The following is a 16621-nucleotide window of genomic DNA, read 5'->3' as shown; positions in this document are numbered from 1 at the left end:
CGGGGGTGAATTGAGCCGCAGGCTCAAGAGGGGGCTGGCCCCCTGCCCCCACCTCACCAGCGGAGGTTCGCTGACATGACCCAGCTCCCCCAATCCACCGAGCGCAAGATGGGTCTGGTCATCGACCTCGACACCTGCGTCGGCTGCCACGCCTGCGTGATCTCCTGCAAAGGTTGGAACACCGAAAACTACGGCGCACCGCTGTCGGATCAGGACGCCTATGGCGGCAACCCGTCCGGCACCTTCCTGAATCGGGTGCATTCCTATGAGGTGCAACCGGATCAGGGGCCCGCTCAGCTGATTCATTTCCCAAAATCCTGCCTGCATTGCGAGGATGCACCTTGCGTCACCGTCTGCCCCACCGGGGCCAGCTATAAACGCGCCGAAGATGGCATCGTTTTGGTCAACGAAAGCGATTGCATCGGCTGTGGCCTCTGCGCCTGGTCTTGCCCCTATGGCGCACGCGAGTTGGACATAGCCGAAGGTGTGATGAAGAAATGCACCCTCTGCGTCGATCGCATATACAACGAGAACCTGCCCGAGGTGGACCGGGTCCCGTCCTGTGTTCGCACCTGCCCGGCCGGCGCGCGGCATTTCGGTGATCTGGGCGATCCGGACAGTGATGTCAGCAAGCTGGTTGCCGAACGCAAAGGTATGGACCTGATGCCCGAGATGGGCACCAAACCGGTCAACAAATACCTGCCACCGCGCCCCAAGGATCAGGTGGAAGACCAGATCGACATTCTCGCCCCACTACTGGCCCCCGTGGCCGAAGAACCCAATGGCTTCCTTGGCTGGCTCGACAAGACGCTGGAGAAACTCTGATGCATCCAGCCCCTTCCGTTATCCTCTTCACCACATTGTCCGGTCTGGGTTTTGGCCTGCTGTTCTTTCTGGGGCTCGGTCAGCCCGGAGTAACAGGGTTTGTCGCGTTTGTTTTCTACCTCATTGCCTATGCGCTGGCGGTGGGCGGATTGCTGGCCTCAACCTTCCATCTGGGCCACCCCGAGCGCGCCTGGAAAGCCTTTAGCCAATGGCGATCCAGCTGGCTCAGCCGGGAAGGCGTTTGCGCCGTGGCGGCGCTTGTCGTCATGGGGCTTTACGCGCTTGGCGCCGTTTTTTGGCAAAGTCACTGGATCGTATTGGGTTGGCTCGGAGCGATACTCAGCCTGACGACCGTGTTCACCACCTCAATGATCTACACTCAGCTCAAAACGATCCCGCGTTGGAACATGAACCTGACGCCCTTAATGTTCCTGTCCTTCAGTCTGGCAGGTGGTGCACTATTGGCCGGAGCTGAGACGCTCGCACCCTGGCTGCTGGCCATCGCCGGAGCAGTGCAGCTTGCCTACTGGGCTAAAGGGGATGGCGCGCTGGAGCGTTCGGGAACAACTCTGGGCACCGCGACAGGATTGGGAAGCCGGGGCTCGGTACGCGCATTCGAGCCGCCGCACACCGGAACCAACTATCTGCTGCGCGAGTTCGTCCACGTTGTCGGTCGCAAGCACGCGCAAAAATTGCGCATGATTGCCTTCGGTCTCGCTTTTGTGCTGCCTTTGGCGCTGATCCTGATCCCTGTCTCAGGCGTAGCGATCAAACATCTCTTTGCGCTTCTCGCCGTATTGTCGCATCTGGCCGGTGTCGTTGTTTCTCGTTGGCTGTTCTTTGCGCAGGCCGAGCATGTCGTAGGATTGTACTACGGGAAACGGTAGAGGGGGCTCTGCCCCCGCCGCGGCGGGTCGCGACTCCCCCGGGATATTTTTGGCCAGATGAAGTCTGGATCTGGCAAAAGTAAAGGGCGGCGCTCGGGGTTCGAGGCCGCCCTTTGCTATATCGGGTTGGTTTAGATCAGGCCCGCATGGGCCATCGCTGCGTCGATGGCGGCTTTTGTGCTGTCTTCCAGTTCGGTCAGGGGGCAGCGGACCTCAGTGCTGCAGAGGCCGAGTTTGCTGAGGGCGTATTTGGCACCGACCAGACCGGGTTCGATAAAGATCGCCTCGTGCAGGGGCATCAGGCGGTCCTGATATTGCAGTGCTTTGGTATAGTCACCCGCAAGTGTTGCCTGCTGGAATTCGGCGCAAAGTTTCGGGGCCACGTTGGCCGTTACCGAAATGCAGCCGACGCCGCCATGGGCGTTAAAGCCCAGCGCGGTCGCGTCCTCACCCGACAGCTGGCAGAAATCGGCCCCGCAGGAGGCACGTTGCTGGCTGACACGCGCCAGATCACCCGTGGCATCCTTGACGCCGACGATACGCCGCAGCTTGGCCAGTTCACCCATTGTCTCAGGCGTCATGTCGATGACCGAACGGCCCGGGATGTTGTAGATGACGATCGGGATGTCGGCACATTCATGCAGCGCACGGAAATGTTCCAGCAGGCCCTTTTGCGTCGGCTTGTTATAGTAGGGCGTGACCACCAAAGCGGCATCCGCACCCACATTCTTGGCGAACTGGACGAATCGGATCGCTTCGACGGTGTTGTTCGAACCGGCCCCGGCGATTACCGGAACGCGACCAGCAGCGGCCTTGACCACCTCGGCCACAACCGTTTCATGCTCATCATGGCTGAGCGTCGGGCTTTCGCCGGTTGTTCCCACTGGCACCAGACCGGTCGAGCCTTCCTTGATTTGCCATTCCACCAAGCGTTTGAGCGTATCCAGGTCCAACGCTCCGTTTGAAAACGGGGTGACGAGGGCTGGCATCGAGCCTTTAAACATGACACGCTCCTTAAGGTGCAGTTAGCAATTTTTGCGCCCGCGCAGATCACAATCATCGCGATGTGAGTTGATCCCGGCGGCGCAAGGTTTATCCTGAATGGCTCTATCCTTGGTTGGTTGGGAAATGCAAGGCATGACACGCGTTCTGGCGCTTTTGGTGGCGGTGATTCTGGGATCTTGGGGGCAGGCGCGGGCCGAGGCCGTGGGTGATCTGCGTGCAGGGCTCATCGAGATGCGCAAGGGCGACTGGAACGCCGCGTTGCGTGTGTCCGGTCAACGGGGATCGGTATCGCGTGACATCATTGTCTGGCACTGGCTGCGTGAAGGCTTTGGCAGCTCTGGCGATGTGCTTGTGTTCCTGGAGCGGCGCCCGGATTGGCCGGGATTGGCTTGGTTACGCCGAAAGAGCGAACCTTCTTTCACCAACGCAAGCCCGGATCGGGTACTGAAATTCTATGACGGCATGTCGCCGCAAACTGCCGAAGGCGCATTGAACTATGCGGTCGCACTGATGAGCAAGGGCCGCCACGGTGAAGCGGAGGCCGACATCGTGACGGCGTGGCGGACCATGCCTATGGGGGCTGGTCTGCAGAAGACCTATATGGAGAATTTCAGCAAGCTGCTGAAACCGCATCACGAAGCACGTCTGGATCGGATGCTGTGGGACGGCAACCTGGTCAGTGCAGAGCAAATGTTGCCTCTGGTCAGTGCGGATTATCGCAAGCTGGCCGAAGCGCGGATCGCCTTGCAAAAGCGCCAGAATAGTGTGGATGGCAAGGTAGCTGCGGTTCCGAAATCCCTGACCGACGCGCCAGGTCTGGCCTTTGACCGGTTTGTCTGGCGCGATCGGAAAGAGCTGGATGACAGTGCCATCGATCTGATGCTGGCGCGGTCGACCGACCCGAAGACTCTGGGAGAGCCTGACAAATGGGCCGAAGGGCGACGCAGGTTGGCGCGCCTTGAGATGCGCACGGGCAGCGCCGAGCGCGCCTATGCAATTGCCGCCAATCACCACATGACGCCGGACATGGGCTATGGCTATGCCGATCTGGAGTGGTTGGCGGGGTTCCTGGCTTTGCGCAGGCTAAATGATCCGGCTACGGCTGTGCGGCATTTCCAGAACTTTTCGGGGGCCGTGCAATCTCCGATTTCGAAAGGGCGTGGCGGGTATTGGCTAGGTCGCGCATACGCGGCATTGGGCGATGCGGACAAAGCGCATGAGGCTTACTCAGCGGGGGCGGACTATCAAACCTCGTTCTACGGATTGCTGGCCGCCGAGAGGATCGGTCGTCCGTTTGACGGCGAACTGGCCAATCCGCGCCGAGCGCCGCATTGGAAACAGGCCGCGTTTGCTGATTCCAGTGTGCTGGAGGCCGGTCTGCTGCTGTTGCGCGCAGGTGAAGGCAATCTGTCGGAACGGTTCCTGACCCATCTGGTGGAAAGCCTTGATCAGACGCAGGCCGCTCAGCTGGGTGATCTGGTGATCGAGCTGAATGAGCCGCATCTGGCCGTCATGATCGCCAAACGCGCAGCGACCATGGGCACAGTGCTGCCTGCGGCCTATTATCCCGTGCATCCGGTTGCCGATATGGGCCTGCCCATGGCGAAAGAAATGACGCTGGCCATTGCCCGGCGCGAAAGCGAGTTCGATCCGGTTGTCATCAGCGGCGCAGGCGCGCGTGGATTGATGCAGGTGATGCCCGCGACGGCAAAACTGGTCGCGCAGGATCTGGGCATTCTCGCTGGGCACAAGACCGGACGGCTGACCTCGGACTGGCAATACAATGCCAAGCTGGGCGCGAACTACCTGTCCAGCCTCGCCGAGGATTTTAACGGCAATGTGGTCATGATGGCAGCCGGTTACAACGCCGGGCCGCGCAGGCCGATATCGTGGATGGAACGTTATGGCGACCCGCGCCGGGGCGAGGTGGATGTGATCGACTGGATCGAGACGATCCCTTTCAAGGAAACCCGCAACTATGTCATGCGGGTGGCCGAAAGCCTGCCTGTGTATCGCGCGCGTCTCGGACAATCACCGCTGCCGGTGCCGTTCTCGCAGGAGCTTGTCGGCTCAACCCTTGCGTCTTTCGCGCCATAATGTGAACAGACCCGCCGCGATGACCAGAGTTGCGCCCAGCACGACCGCAGAGCGCAGCGTCTCATCAAAGATGGTGATGCCCAGAACTGCGCTCCACATCAGATGGAAATAGGCGAAGGGCTGCACTGCGCTTGCCTCGGCCATCTCATAACATTTGATCAGCAGCCAATGCCCCAGCACGCCTGTGATGCACAGCAAACCCATCCACAGCCAGTCGCTGCCGATCATCGGTTCCCAGAACCATACGCCGACGCTGGTCATTGCCACCGCCCCGGCGACGCCGGTCCAGAAAAAGCTGGTTGCGGTGCTGTCGCGGCGTGCTGCATATCGGGTCAAAAGACCATAGACGGCGAACATAAGGGCCGAGATCAGAGGGACCACGGCCCAGGGGTTGAACACGCCCGCGCCGGGCTGAAGGATGATCAACACGCCGATACAGCCGACCCCGATGGCGGCCCAGCGCCGCCAGCCGACTTTCTCGCCCAGAACCGGACCGCTGAGCGCGGCGATCAGCAGCGGATAGCAAATGAACACCGCCTGGCTTTCGATCAGCCCGAGGATGGTAAAGCTGAAGACAGCCACACAAATTTCACCGGCAAGCAACAAACCCCGAAATATCTGCAGCCCAAGCTGGCTGGTTTGCGCCGCTGCTCTCAGCCCTCCGGGTGATCTCGCCGCCACGGCAATCACGAAGGCGGCAAAGAACCAATACCGGATCATCACGACCATATAGGTGTTGTAGGTGCCCGCCAGATGGCGTGAGATGCCGTCCTGCAACGCAAATACGATCGTCGCGCCGATCATCAGGGCAATGCCCGCGTTGACGTTGTTCTTCTGGCTCATGGCTTTACCGCCCGGGTCATGTGCCGCTTGCGGCCAAAGCCGGGGCTGCGGGTTACGTCGAACCCTGCATCGGACAACCCCCGACGCACGAAGCCAGCGGCGGTGTATGTCGCCGCAGTGCCACCATGGGCCGTGTGGTCCGCCACCTGCTGCATCAGGTCAGCCCCCCACAATTCAGGGTTCTTCGCGGGCGAGAAACCATCCAGAAACCATGCGTCCGCTAAGCCAGACCATTGCGGCAAAGTCTGGCGTGCATCGCCATGGATAACCTCAAGTTGCAAAGTGTCCAGCGTGCAGGCCTGACCGGTCCAGACAGCCAGAAATCGCTCAGCCCACGGCAACAATTCGGGAAACGCCGCCAACGCCCGGGCCATATCGTCAGCGGACATGGGAAAGGCTTCGAAACTGGTGAAACGCAACGGGGTTGTCTGCCCTGTGCCTTCCCACGCGGACCAGACCGTCAGCATGTTCAGGCCGGTGCCAAACCCCAGCTCCGCAATACGAAACCCGGGGGTAAACCGCGCAGGCAGGTCGTTGCCTGCAAGGAACACGTGGCGCGTCTCTTCCAGCCCGTTTTGCAACGAGTAATAAGGATCGTCGAAACGGTCAGAAACCGGGATCTGATCCTCGGTCCATGTCAGTTCGGCACGCTGGTCTGCCATCGGGTTATCCTGTAGCTAGGCTGCGCGACACTGAACAAGGAAAAGGGGATTGGCAATGGTCGATGTGACGGTGCGCGGCGCAGGCGTCTTTGGCCTGTCCATCGCCTGGACCTGCGCCCGGCGCGGTGCCAGGGTGCAGGTGGTTGACCCCTTTGGTCCCGGCGCGGGATCAAGCGGCGGTCTGGTGGGTGCGCTTGCCCCGCATGTGCCCGAAAACTGGAACGCCAAGAAAGCCTTTCAGTTCGACAGTCTGATCATGGCCAAACCGTTCTGGCAGCAGGTTGAGGCGACGGGGGGCGTTTCCCCCGGCTATGCACGCCTAGGTCGGCTGCAACCCGTCGCGGATCAGCGCAATCTGGACCTTGCGCATGCACGCGCGACAACGGCCGAGACACTCTGGCAGGGGCGCGCCAGTTGGAACGTGGTTCCGGTGGCAAAGGTCGGATCCTGGTGTCCACCAAGCCCCACGGGCTTTGTCATCCATGATACGCTGAGTGCCCGTATGCACCCCAGACGCGCCTGTGCCGCGCTGGTTGCCGCCTTGGGTGTAATGGGGGTCGACGTGGTGGCAGAGGCCCCCGACAAAGGTCAAGTCATTCACGCCACGGGTCTGGCCGGTTTGGAAGAGCTCAGCCGCGCTTTTGGCAAGACCGTCGGCAATGGCGTGAAGGGGCAGGCCGCTTTGCTGCGCTTTGATGCAGGCGAGGTTCCGCAGCTGTTTGCGGATGCCATCCATATCGTCCCGCACGCGGATGGCACGCTGGCCATCGGCTCGACGTCAGAGCGGGACTATGATGACCCAAACAGCACCGATGCTACATTGGACGACGTTCTGGACCGTGCCGCGCGCGCCCTGCCCTTACTGCACGGGGCTGAGGTGATCGAGCGATGGGCCGGAGTGCGCCCTCGCAGCAAAAGCCGCGCACCGATGTTGGGCGCGCATCCTTTGCATGACGGACAATTCATCGCGAACGGAGGTTTCAAGATCGGCTTCGGCATGGCCCCAAAAGTGGCGGAGGTGATGGCTGATCTGATGTTGGAAGGGAAAGATCAAATCCCCGAGGATTTCCGGCCCGAGGCTTCCTTATGAGCAACCTTGGCGGAACACCTGAACGCCTGCCCCAAAAAGATCCGAGACTGCCCGGTGTCCTGAACCTGATCCGCACCAGCTTTGCCTATATGGAGGGGCGCATTGATCCGCCCTCATCGATGCATCGTCTGTCGCTGGACGCATTACGGGATCAGATGCAAGACGGAGAGGTCTGGGTCATCGGGGATCGCCCGGATGCCGTGGTCTTTCTGACGCCTAAGCCAGGGCGTTTGTATCTGAGCAAACTCGCTGTCGATCAGAACCAACGCGGGCGCGGCCTCGCCCACCGTCTGGTGACGCAGGCCGAGACGCGTGCGGAAGCACTGGGGCTGAAAGTGTTGGAGCTGCAGGCACGGGTCGAGCTTGTCGAGAACCACGCCGCCTTTGCCCGTATGGGATTTGTAAAAACCGGAGAAGTGGCCCATCCCGGTTATGACCGCACCACCTCAATCACGATGCAAAAACACCTAGATTGAGGCTTCGGCCCGCATGCATTCCCGCCCGTCGGGTCCGCGCACCCAGAATTCCCGTCCGTTTCGGCAAAGGCTGACTGCCTCAAAGTGCATCAGCGGGGCCGTGGCACGGAACGAAAAACGGGTTAGTGGACCCATCAACTCGATCGCGTAGAGCATCAGAAGCTGTGCCAGCAGGGGGCCGTGTACAACCAACCCGGTATACCCTTCAACGTCCCGTGCATAATCCAGATCATAGTGGATGCGATGCCCGTTAAAGGTCAGTGCCGAATAGCGAAACAACAGCGTTGTATCGAACCGGACCTCCCGAAAGTCGGTCTCATCCTTTCGGGCCTCCGGGCGCTGAGGGGCCGCTGCGTCCGGCGACGGGTCCTCGCGATAGACCAGATCCTGCCATTCGGTCAGACAATGCGCACCTTGCTGCCAGATCTCGTGGCGTAGCGTGACAAAAGCCAACGGTCCGCTGCGCCCTGTCTTCTTCTTGGCGCTCTCCCGAACGGAACGACGTTCGGCTTGAGTGCCCGCGATCAAAGGCGCATGAAACTCCAGCCGACCACCAGCCCACATCCGACGAGGAAGACCCATATCCGGGATAAGACCAAGACCAACCTTCGGGTGCCCATCCCGCCCCAGATCGGTCGACGGCAAGGGTGACCAGAAATAGAGCTGGTGGAAAAACGGTGGCAGGGGCGAGCCGGCGTCGATCGACGGCTGTTGTCCCAGCGACACCTGTAACGCATTGGCCCGCGTCGGGTCGATCAAGTCTGTGACGATCTCTGCTTCCATTCCATACCCTCGGATCAGAACCCGGCCTCGGCCCGCAATTTTCTCATCAGTGTCTGAAGGGAGTGCTCATATCGGTCGCTGATCAACCGTCCTTCGTCATCGAATTCGTTGGAACTGTCCGCCAGATGAAACTCAGGACCCTGAAGAATCCGAGGTTGGAATGGCACCATGAAGGACCGCAGGATCATCTGCGCACGCTCCCCTCCGGCCCGGCCCGCGGCGGCGGACATCACAGCCACGGGTTTGTCCATCCACGGCCTGCCGCTTGTCCGGCTGACCCAGTCCAGCGCGTTCTTCAACACGCCCGACGGCCCCTTGTTGTACTCAGGGGTCGAGATGATCGCGGCATCAGCCTGTGCAATCTGATCCGCCAGTATCTGCACCGCTTCGGGGATACCCTGCTCCGCCTCAACGTCACCATCATAGAGAGGCAGGTTCAGGTCCGCTTCGATAAATGTGCCGGGCTCGAACAGGCGCGCGGCCTCGCGCAGCAGCTTGCGATTGGTCGCGTCCTGCCGCAGCGAACCAGAGAGGCCAACAAGGATCGGGTCGGGCATGGGGGAACTCCGTTACGTTGTATCCCCAATTGTTAGCCCGAGATCGCACCAGACCAAAGCCCCGGTGACGCGCAGTCACTGTGCAGGAAATAGGGGCACCCGTAGGTGCCCCTGAATATTACGTGTTTCCGCTGGGGATGATCTCGATATCAACCCGGCGGTTCCGGGCCTTGCCTTCTGGCGTCAGGTTTGACGCTGCGGGCCGGCTTTCGCCCAGACCAATCGTGGTGATGCGTGAACCATTCACGCCATTGGCTTGCAGGATATCCGCAACCGAACGCGCACGCCGTTCAGACAGGCCCTGATTGTACGATGCCTCTCCGTCGCTGTCGGTATGCCCGATGACCTGCACGTTTGAGTTGGGATAGCGCACGAGGTTCTGCCCGACCCGCACCAGATCCGCCCGCAGCGCCGGGTTCACGGTCGAGCTGTCAGTGGCAAAGGTGATGTCATTCGGCACGGTGACGATCAAACGATCCCCGGCATTGGTGATGGTTATCCCGTCATTGGCCAGCTGCTGACGCAGTTCTGCCGCCTGCCGGTCCAGCTGATTGCCGATGACACCGCCACCAGCAGCCCCGATGGCGCCGCCAGCCAATGCGCCGAGCAGCGGATCGGAATCGTTCGCAATCGCGCCTACCCCGGCCCCGATCAGACCACCAATGATCGCACCTTGCTTGGCGTTCTGGTTGGGATCGGCGGGCAGGTTCAGCGTGCCGGGGTCCGTGCAGGCTCCTAGTACCAAAACCGAACTCAGCCCGGCTGCAACAAAAAACTTGGAAATCGTCATGGATTCAACCTTCTGCTCTGGCTCCCGTTTTTCTGCCGGGGGCCACGTTCTTTGCCCTACTGTATCGCTCCGGTTGGCTCCGGGCTCAAGCAACAATCGGGTGAATTCGGCAGTTCCCCGCCGTTCAGTGGGTTTGCACAGGATCATCCCAATGGTTCTGTTCCTGCCAGATCGCGCGCAAAGGCTGGCCTTGTCCGCAAAAATGATCCTCGGTCAGATCGCAGGCCCAGATGCGATCCGTTCGAAAATGGCGGAACCCGTTTCGCAGCTCGCACCAGGCGGCCAGCATAGTGCATTCGATGTGATAGATCAGCGCAACGGGTCGCACCGTGCGTTCGGTCCGCTCGCCGTCGGAATTGACATAGGTGATGCGAATCTTGCGCTCGGCCCGGATCGCCTCACGGTAATTCACGACCGGAACGCAACCTTTCGCCGGGTCGTCAGCGGGCGCCCCCCAAGGTGCAACCTGCAACCAGTCGGCAGGTGCGCGCAAGGCTTCGATTTTGCGGCACACCCTGTCTGCAGCCTGCTGCAAGGTGCTGTCCCCGGTACGGGCGAGCATCGACAGGCCGACCCAAAGCGCCTCGACCTCTTCGGCGTCGAAGTTCAATGGCGGCAGGTCATAGCCACGCCGCATCAGATAGCCGACGCCTGCCTCACCCTCAATCGGCGTGCGCTGAGCCTGAAGCGCGGCGATATCGCGATAAACCGTCCTTACTGAGACTTCGAGCTTTTCCGCCAGCGACTCAGCCGTAACGGGAGCATTGGCAGCGCGTAGAATCTGGATAATTTCAAACAGTCGTGTGGAACGGCGCATCGGTGTCTCCGGTTCGATCTGCTGACATCCTAGCACAGCCCCCTGACAATGTGGTGTCAGGAGTGATCGGCAATGGTGAGGTCAAAGGAAAGGAGACCCATCATGCCAAGCCGAGACCATCACGTCCTGATGACCCTGAAACTGGACCGCTGGACACAAGACCATACTCTGCGCGGGTTCGAGATCGAACGCGAGATCATGGCCACCCGCCAGCCCTGCGCACCCAGGCAGCGCGCACGGCGATTTCCCCTGAGTAATCTCAAGGTGTTCTGGACCCGTACGGCCTAGAAGTCCGCCTTGGCGCGAAATTTCATCGCCACCCCGCCTTCGGGGTTTTTCAGGCGCAACTCCTCCGAATGCAGCATCAGGCGCGGGAAGTCCCGCGCCGGGCCTTCGGCATAGAAAGGATCACCCAATATCGGATGACCCAGCGCCAACATATGCACGCGCAGCTGATGCGAGCGCCCGGTTTTCGGAAACAGTCGCACGCGCGTTGTCTCGCCTTCATACTTGATTACGCGCCAATCGGTGACCGCGGGTTTTCCGGTCTCGTGACATACCATCTGACGTGGGCGATTGGGCCAATCGACGATCAGTGGCAGATCAACGGTGCCAGTTTTGGATTCAACCTGCCCCCAGACCCGCGCGACGTAGGTTTTACGAGTCTGGCGGTTTTCGAATTGCAGCCCCAGGTGCCGTTGCGCGTTCGGCGTCTGGGCAAAAACCATCACACCCGATGTATCCCGATCCAGCCGATGCACCAGCAAGGCCTGCGGAAACGCCGCCTGCACACGCGTCAGTAGACAATCGGCCAAATGCGCCCCACGGCCCGGCACTGACAGCAGGCCCGAGGGCTTGTTCACGACAATCAACTGCGCATCTTCATACAGCACGTCCAGAGGCGTCTGCGGGGGATCATAGGTCTCGCTCATGCGCGCCTGCCTATCCCAGCATGCGACCTCCCGCAACGTCGCCCTTGCGTGGTGCGGCATGGTTCAGTCACTCTTGCACCAACCGAGAGGAGACCCCATGCACCCCACGATCGAACGCATGCAAGAGGTTGTCGCGAAAGGCGATGAGAACCTGATCCATGAATTGCTGGCCGAAGATGTGCGGTTTTCTCCGCCAACCTATTACAGCACCTGGACCGGTCGCGCACCGGTTGCCGCCGTATTAGGTCACGTGGGTCAGGTGTTCTCAAACTTCCGCTATCGCCGGATTATGGGCGATGGTAAGGACTGGGCGCTGGAGTTCCAATGCAAAGTGGGTGAACTTGACGCTGTTGGCGTCGATCTGATCACCCTGAATGATGACGGCTTGATTCAGGAGTTCGAAGTCGTCATGCGCCCATACAAAACCATCGGCGCCCTACGTGAGGCGATGATGGCACGCGTAATGAAGGACGTCCGATTCCTGGAATTCAAGAACGCCCTGAGCTGACCATGCCATTGGCTGCCGATCAGTTTCTGCGCGTACCTCTGCTGCCTGTTCTGGCTCTGCAGGGGCTTTCGGTTCGACGCAACGCGCAATTGCTGCCCGAACCCAGTGGACCACGCGAAGGGCGCGAAGGACGAGGCCCTCGCCTGCGTCTGCTCATTACCGGTGACAGCTCGGCCGCCGGTGTGGGCGCGGGCACACAACATCAGGCGCTCTCGGGTCAGTTGGCCAGCCGTCTGGCGCGGCACTACTCGGTCGAATGGCAGCTGGAGGCGACGACTGGGCATACCACACAAGACACCATTCATCGTCTCAGCAAACTCGACCAGCAGTTTGATGTGGTGGTCACCGCCCTTGGCGTGAACGATGTCACGCGCGCTGTCTCGCTTGGGCAATTCGAATCGCGGCAAACGGATCTAATGAGCCTTCTCACAAATGGGCTGGGCGCGCGAACAGTGATCATGACGGCAGTACCTCAGATGAACCGCTTTCCCGCTCTGCCCCAACCTCTGGCATGGGTTCTGGGGCAGCAGGCCAAACGCTTGGACCAGGGGTTGCAGCGGGTGGCCTCTCGGTTCCCCCAAGTGCGGCATCTGACGTTGGACCTGCCAGACGACCCGGCGCTCGCCGCCCCGGACGGTTATCATCCCAGCCCGAAGGCCTATACATTATGGGCCGCAGAGGCGACGCGTCTGATCACTCAGGCCTGAGATCGTATCTGTCGGATCATCGGAATCGAATACACAACCAGCCCGGCCCAGATCAGCGGGAAGGCGATCATCCGGGCGCTGTCGATCTGTTCTCCAAACAGGGTGACGGCAGTGATAAAGATCATCGTGGGCGCAATGTATTGCAAGACGCCCATCGTGGACAGACGCACCAGCTTGGCCCCGTTGGCGTAGACCAGCAAGGGTACTGCGGTCACAATGCCCGCCCCCGCCAGCATCATCGTGTCGGACACCGCTGTGCCGAAATGCCCCGTACCCGTTGCGCCCAGCCAGGTCACATAGGCCAAGGCCGGAATCAGCAGGATCAAGACCTCCAGCAGAAATCCCTGATTGGGCCCGATTGGGAGCGAACGCTTGAAAAAAGCATAAAATCCCCAGCTCACCATCAGCCCCAACGCGGCCCAAGGAAGAGTTCCGGCCTGAACCACCAGCACCAGTACGCCCAACGCGGCCAGACCAACGGCCAGCATCTGCGTCTTGTTCAGCGGCTCACGCAGCAGAACGGCCCCCAACGCGATGCTGAACAGCGGGTTGATGTAATACCCCAAGGCCGCATCCAAAGCGTTCCCCGAGGAAATCGCCCACACGTAAATTGCCCAGTTCACAGAAATCAACGCTGCGGTCAGTGCCGCCATGCCCAACATCTGTGGATTGCGCAGCGCGGCCTTCAGGTCAGCTGTCCGGCCCAAGACAACGAGCAACAAGCCTGCCACCGGCACCGACCAGATGATCCGATGCGCCACAATTTCCACGGGCCCGACATGCGCCATGGCCTTCATGTACAGAGGAAGAAATCCCCACAAGACATACGCGGTTACAGCAAGGATCAAACCCTTGGGTGTGTCCGCATTCCGACCAGAAACGTCACGCGAAGTCATTTGGTTCTCCGAGAGGCAACAACCTTGTCTAGAACAAGCCAGCGTTTCAGAAAACACTCTATTCTGTTGGGCGCGCCATCACGGTTTCTGATGGTTCGACAACTCCCGGGATTTCGAGTTTCAAGGATTTTTGCGAGGCTCTGCCTCGCGCTCCGAGATATTTGGGGCCAGATGAAGTTGGGATCGCCTGCTTCATCTGGCTAAAAATATCTCGTGGGAGTCGCGGCTTGCCGCGGCGGGGGCAGAGCCCCCTGCCCTGTATCAGACTTTCACCCGTTCTGACTTGGGGTCGTACATCGGCTTCAACGAAACCTCAGCTTGAACTTTTACACCGCAGACATCGATTTCGTATGTCGATGCAAGAACATCTGCCGCGCTTTCACCATCGCATGGGACATAGCCTATGCCAACTGCGCCACCCAGCGTATGACCGTAATTCCCCGAGCTCAGATAACCGACATATTCACCATCTCTGACGATGGGTTCATTGTGGAACAACAAAGGCGCCGGATCGGTCAGACGGAACTGCACCAATCGGTTCTTTGGCCCGCTTTCCTTGCGTGTGATTACGGCTTCGCGACCGATGAAATCGCTGCCCTTGTCCACCTTGACCGCGAAACCTAACCCTGCATCGACGACATGGTCCTCGCAGGTGATGTCGTGACCGAAATGGCGGAAACCTTTCTCGATCCGGCAGCTGTCCATCATGTGCATGCCACAAAGCTTCAGACCCATGTCCTGCCCCGCTTCATGCAAGGTTTCAAACACATGACCCGCCATGTCCGAAGAAACATAGATCTCCCACCCGAGCTCACCCACATAGGTCACCCGGTGCGCACGAGCGAGGCCCATGCCGATCTCAATCTCCTGGGCAGTGCCAAACGGGTTCGTCGCGTTTGAGAAATCGTTTGGCGAGACTTTCTGAAGCAAAGCGCGCGCATTCGGACCCATGACGGCCAGAACACCCTCGCCCGCGGTCACATCCGTGATCACCACGTTGAAACCACCGGCATGACGCTGCATCCAGATTTGATCAGCCAATCGGGTGGCGGCCGGTGTGACAACCAGATACGCTGTTTCGGTCAGGCGGGTGACTGTTACGTCGGCCTCGATCCCACCATTGCGGTTCAGGAACTGAGTGTAGACGATCTTGCCAGCTGGAACCGAATAATCCCCACCACCGATATAGTTCATGAACTTCTCGGCATCGGGGCCTTCGACGCGGATCTTGCCGAAGGAGGACATGTCATACATGCCCACATTCTCGCGCACGGCCTTGTGCTCGGCGGCGGAGTTCTCGAACCAGTTCTGGCGTTTCCAGCTGTATTGGTATTCGCGCTCCTGCCCTTCATTCGCGAACCAATTGGCACGTTCCCATCCCGCCAATTCACCAAAAACCGCACATTGTTCTTTGAGGTGATGATGGAACGGGGTACGTCGCACACCACGCGCGGTGGCCTTCTGGCGATAGGGGTAGTGGTCGGCATAAAGCAGACCCAGCGTTTCTTTCGAGCGCTCAAAGAGGTACTGCTTATTGCCCTGGAACGGCTGCATACGGCTGATGTCAACATCGCCCAGATCAAACGGTTTCTCGCCGCTATCCATCCATTCGGCCAGCGCCATACCTGCGCCGCCCGCGGACTGAATGCCGATTGAGTTGAACCCCGCCGCGACCCAGTAATTATCCATCTCGGGCGCAAGCCCCAGATGATAGGCGTCGTCCGGCGTGAAGGATTCAGGGCCGTTGAAGAAGGTATGAATCCCGGCCTCTGCTAACATTGGCATCCGGTTGACAGCTGCTTCGAGGATGGGTTCGAAATGATCAAAATCCTCGGGCAGCTGATCGAATTCGAAGCTGTCGGGGATGCCATTCATCGCCCAGGGTTTGGCATTTGGTTCAAATGCGCCCAGCAGAATTTTCCCCGCATCTTCCTTGTAATAGGCGCACTCGTCCGGCACACGCAGGACCGGCAATTGGGTCAGCCCGTCAATGCCCTCGGTGACGATGTAGAAATGTTCGCAGGCATGAAGCGGGACATTCACGCCCGCCATGCGGCCAACCTCGTGGCCCCACATACCCGCACAGTTCACCACCATGTCGCATTCGATATGCCCCGACGCGCTGCCGTCATCAGCGACCCAGTCCACACCCGTAACCGAGCGGCCTTGCTTGACGATATCAGTAACCTTCACGCGTTCCTTGACGATGCCGCCGCGCTGGCGCGCGCCCTTTGCCAATGCCAGCGCGATGTTGGCCGGGTCACCCTGCCCGTCCAACGGCAGGTAGACGGCGCCTTTGACGTCCTCGACATTCAGATGCGGATACATCTCTTTGACGCGTTCGTTCGAAATCTCCTCAACCTCGACCCCGAAGGCGCGGGCCATGGCGGCCTGGCGATAGATTTCTTCCTTGCGTTCTTCGGTCAGGGCGACGGTAATCGAGCCGCAGCGTTTGAACCCAGTGGCGACACCGGTTTCCTCTTCCAGCGATCCGTAGAGTTCCTGGCTGTACTTGGCCAATTTGGTCATGTTCGCTGTTGCTCGCAGCTGCGCGATCAGGCCAGCTGCGTGCCAGGTGGTACCGCTGGTCAGCTGTTTGCGTTCAAGCAGAACGACGTCTTTCCAACCTTTCTTGGTCAGGTGATGCGCGACCGAACATCCAATGACGCCGCCGCCGATAATGACCACGCGGGCCTTGTTGGGAAGATCAACCATTTGGGTGCCTTTTCCTGTCTTTCAAAGTTAC

At 60.0% G+C, this 16621-nt stretch carries 18 protein-coding genes; 8 read left to right on the top strand and 10 right to left on the bottom strand.

Translation table 11 applies throughout. The annotated features are described in order from the left end of the window. Positions 1-75 precede the first annotated feature (75 nt). Positions 76-825, top strand: a complete 750-nt coding sequence (locus ACR3EM_RS16705; protein ID WP_480471770.1) for a 4Fe-4S dicluster domain-containing protein — start codon at positions 76-78, stop codon at positions 823-825. Next, on the top strand, positions 825-1712 hold the full coding sequence (locus ACR3EM_RS16700) for a dimethyl sulfoxide reductase anchor subunit family protein (RefSeq protein ID WP_480471769.1): 888 nt from the start codon (positions 825-827) through the stop codon (positions 1710-1712). The genes ACR3EM_RS16705 and ACR3EM_RS16700 overlap by 1 nt, the downstream gene beginning before the upstream one ends. 131 nt (positions 1713-1843) lie before the next feature. On the opposite strand, the gene dapA is transcribed toward ACR3EM_RS16700, so the two are convergent. Continuing rightward, a complete protein-coding gene (gene dapA, locus ACR3EM_RS16695) occupies positions 1844-2716 on the bottom strand; it encodes a 4-hydroxy-tetrahydrodipicolinate synthase (protein WP_480471768.1) in 873 nt (290 codons plus the stop codon). Positions 2717-2849: 133 nt separating this feature from the next. Between dapA and ACR3EM_RS16690 the strand changes: the two genes are divergently transcribed. Further along, positions 2850-4814 (top strand): lytic transglycosylase domain-containing protein, encoded by a 1965-nt coding sequence (locus tag ACR3EM_RS16690; protein WP_480471767.1) that lies wholly within the window; start codon positions 2850-2852, stop codon positions 4812-4814. Here the strand turns inward: ACR3EM_RS16690 and ACR3EM_RS16685 are convergent. Both ACR3EM_RS16685 and mnmC2 read right to left on the bottom strand, forming a co-directional pair. Beyond that, positions 4788-5657, bottom strand: coding sequence for a DMT family transporter (locus tag ACR3EM_RS16685; protein WP_480471766.1), 870 nt, complete (start codon positions 5655-5657; stop codon positions 4788-4790). The genes ACR3EM_RS16690 and ACR3EM_RS16685 overlap by 27 nt on opposite strands. After that, entirely contained in the window at positions 5654-6319 is a 666-nt protein-coding gene (mnmC2, locus tag ACR3EM_RS16680; protein WP_480471765.1) for a tRNA (5-methylaminomethyl-2-thiouridine)(34)-methyltransferase MnmC2, read from the bottom strand. Before mnmC2 ends, ACR3EM_RS16685 begins: the two co-directional genes overlap by 4 nt. Before the next feature lie 55 nt (positions 6320-6374). Here mnmC2 and ACR3EM_RS16675 point away from each other — a divergent pair, with 55 nt between their 5' ends. Together ACR3EM_RS16675 and ACR3EM_RS16670 are read left to right on the top strand one after the other, a co-directional pair. Continuing rightward, entirely contained in the window at positions 6375-7409 is a 1035-nt protein-coding gene (locus ACR3EM_RS16675) for an NAD(P)/FAD-dependent oxidoreductase (protein WP_480471764.1), read from the top strand. Further along, positions 7406-7885, top strand: coding sequence for a GNAT family N-acetyltransferase (locus tag ACR3EM_RS16670; RefSeq protein WP_480471763.1), 480 nt, complete (start codon positions 7406-7408; stop codon positions 7883-7885). Before ACR3EM_RS16675 ends, ACR3EM_RS16670 begins: the two co-directional genes overlap by 4 nt. Here ACR3EM_RS16670 and ACR3EM_RS16665 read toward each other — a convergent pair. The 4 genes from ACR3EM_RS16665 to ACR3EM_RS16650 form a co-directional block, all read right to left on the bottom strand. Next, positions 7877-8668 (bottom strand): HTD2 family dehydratase, encoded by a 792-nt coding sequence (locus ACR3EM_RS16665; protein ID WP_480471762.1) that lies wholly within the window; start codon positions 8666-8668, stop codon positions 7877-7879. The genes ACR3EM_RS16670 and ACR3EM_RS16665 overlap by 9 nt on opposite strands. Before the next feature lie 14 nt (positions 8669-8682). After that, a complete protein-coding gene (locus tag ACR3EM_RS16660; RefSeq protein WP_480471761.1) occupies positions 8683-9225 on the bottom strand; it encodes an NADPH-dependent FMN reductase in 543 nt (180 codons plus the stop codon). 118 nt (positions 9226-9343) lie between these two features. Then, entirely contained in the window at positions 9344-10015 is a 672-nt protein-coding gene (locus ACR3EM_RS16655; protein WP_480471760.1) for a YiaD family glycine zipper/OmpA-like lipoprotein, read from the bottom strand. Positions 10016-10139: 124 nt separating this feature from the next. Then, a complete protein-coding gene (locus ACR3EM_RS16650; protein ID WP_480471759.1) occupies positions 10140-10832 on the bottom strand; it encodes a helix-turn-helix transcriptional regulator in 693 nt (230 codons plus the stop codon). Positions 10833-10934: 102 nt separating this feature from the next. Between ACR3EM_RS16650 and ACR3EM_RS16645 the strand changes: the two genes are divergently transcribed. Further along, positions 10935-11120 (top strand): hypothetical protein, encoded by a 186-nt coding sequence (locus tag ACR3EM_RS16645; RefSeq protein WP_480471758.1) that lies wholly within the window; start codon positions 10935-10937, stop codon positions 11118-11120. On the opposite strand, the gene ACR3EM_RS16640 is transcribed toward ACR3EM_RS16645, so the two are convergent. Continuing rightward, positions 11117-11764, bottom strand: a complete 648-nt coding sequence (locus ACR3EM_RS16640; RefSeq protein WP_480471757.1) for an RluA family pseudouridine synthase — start codon at positions 11762-11764, stop codon at positions 11117-11119. The two genes, ACR3EM_RS16645 and ACR3EM_RS16640, sit on opposite strands and share 4 nt — an antisense overlap. Before the next feature lie 97 nt (positions 11765-11861). Here ACR3EM_RS16640 and ACR3EM_RS16635 point away from each other — a divergent pair, with 97 nt between their 5' ends. Both ACR3EM_RS16635 and ACR3EM_RS16630 read left to right on the top strand, forming a co-directional pair. Beyond that, positions 11862-12272: a nuclear transport factor 2 family protein gene (locus ACR3EM_RS16635; RefSeq protein ID WP_480471756.1), complete on the top strand. Its 411-nt coding sequence runs from the start codon at positions 11862-11864 to the stop codon at positions 12270-12272. Positions 12273-12274: 2 nt separating this feature from the next. Next, positions 12275-12979, top strand: coding sequence for an SGNH/GDSL hydrolase family protein (locus ACR3EM_RS16630; protein ID WP_480471755.1), 705 nt, complete (start codon positions 12275-12277; stop codon positions 12977-12979). On the opposite strand, the gene rarD is transcribed toward ACR3EM_RS16630, so the two are convergent. Both rarD and ACR3EM_RS16620 read right to left on the bottom strand, forming a co-directional pair. Further along, the gene (gene rarD, locus ACR3EM_RS16625; RefSeq protein ID WP_480471754.1) at positions 12970-13875 is read right to left on the bottom strand and encodes an EamA family transporter RarD; all 906 of its coding nucleotides are present in this window, start codon (positions 13873-13875) and stop codon (positions 12970-12972) included. The genes ACR3EM_RS16630 and rarD overlap by 10 nt on opposite strands. Positions 13876-14136: 261 nt before the next feature. Continuing rightward, on the bottom strand, positions 14137-16590 hold the full coding sequence (locus tag ACR3EM_RS16620) for a GcvT family protein (protein WP_480471753.1): 2454 nt from the start codon (positions 16588-16590) through the stop codon (positions 14137-14139). Positions 16591-16621: the final 31 nt, after the last annotated feature.

This window comes from Ruegeria sp. AH3, from assembly GCF_056536265.1.
This window is presented reverse-complemented; position numbering and strand designations above follow the sequence as displayed.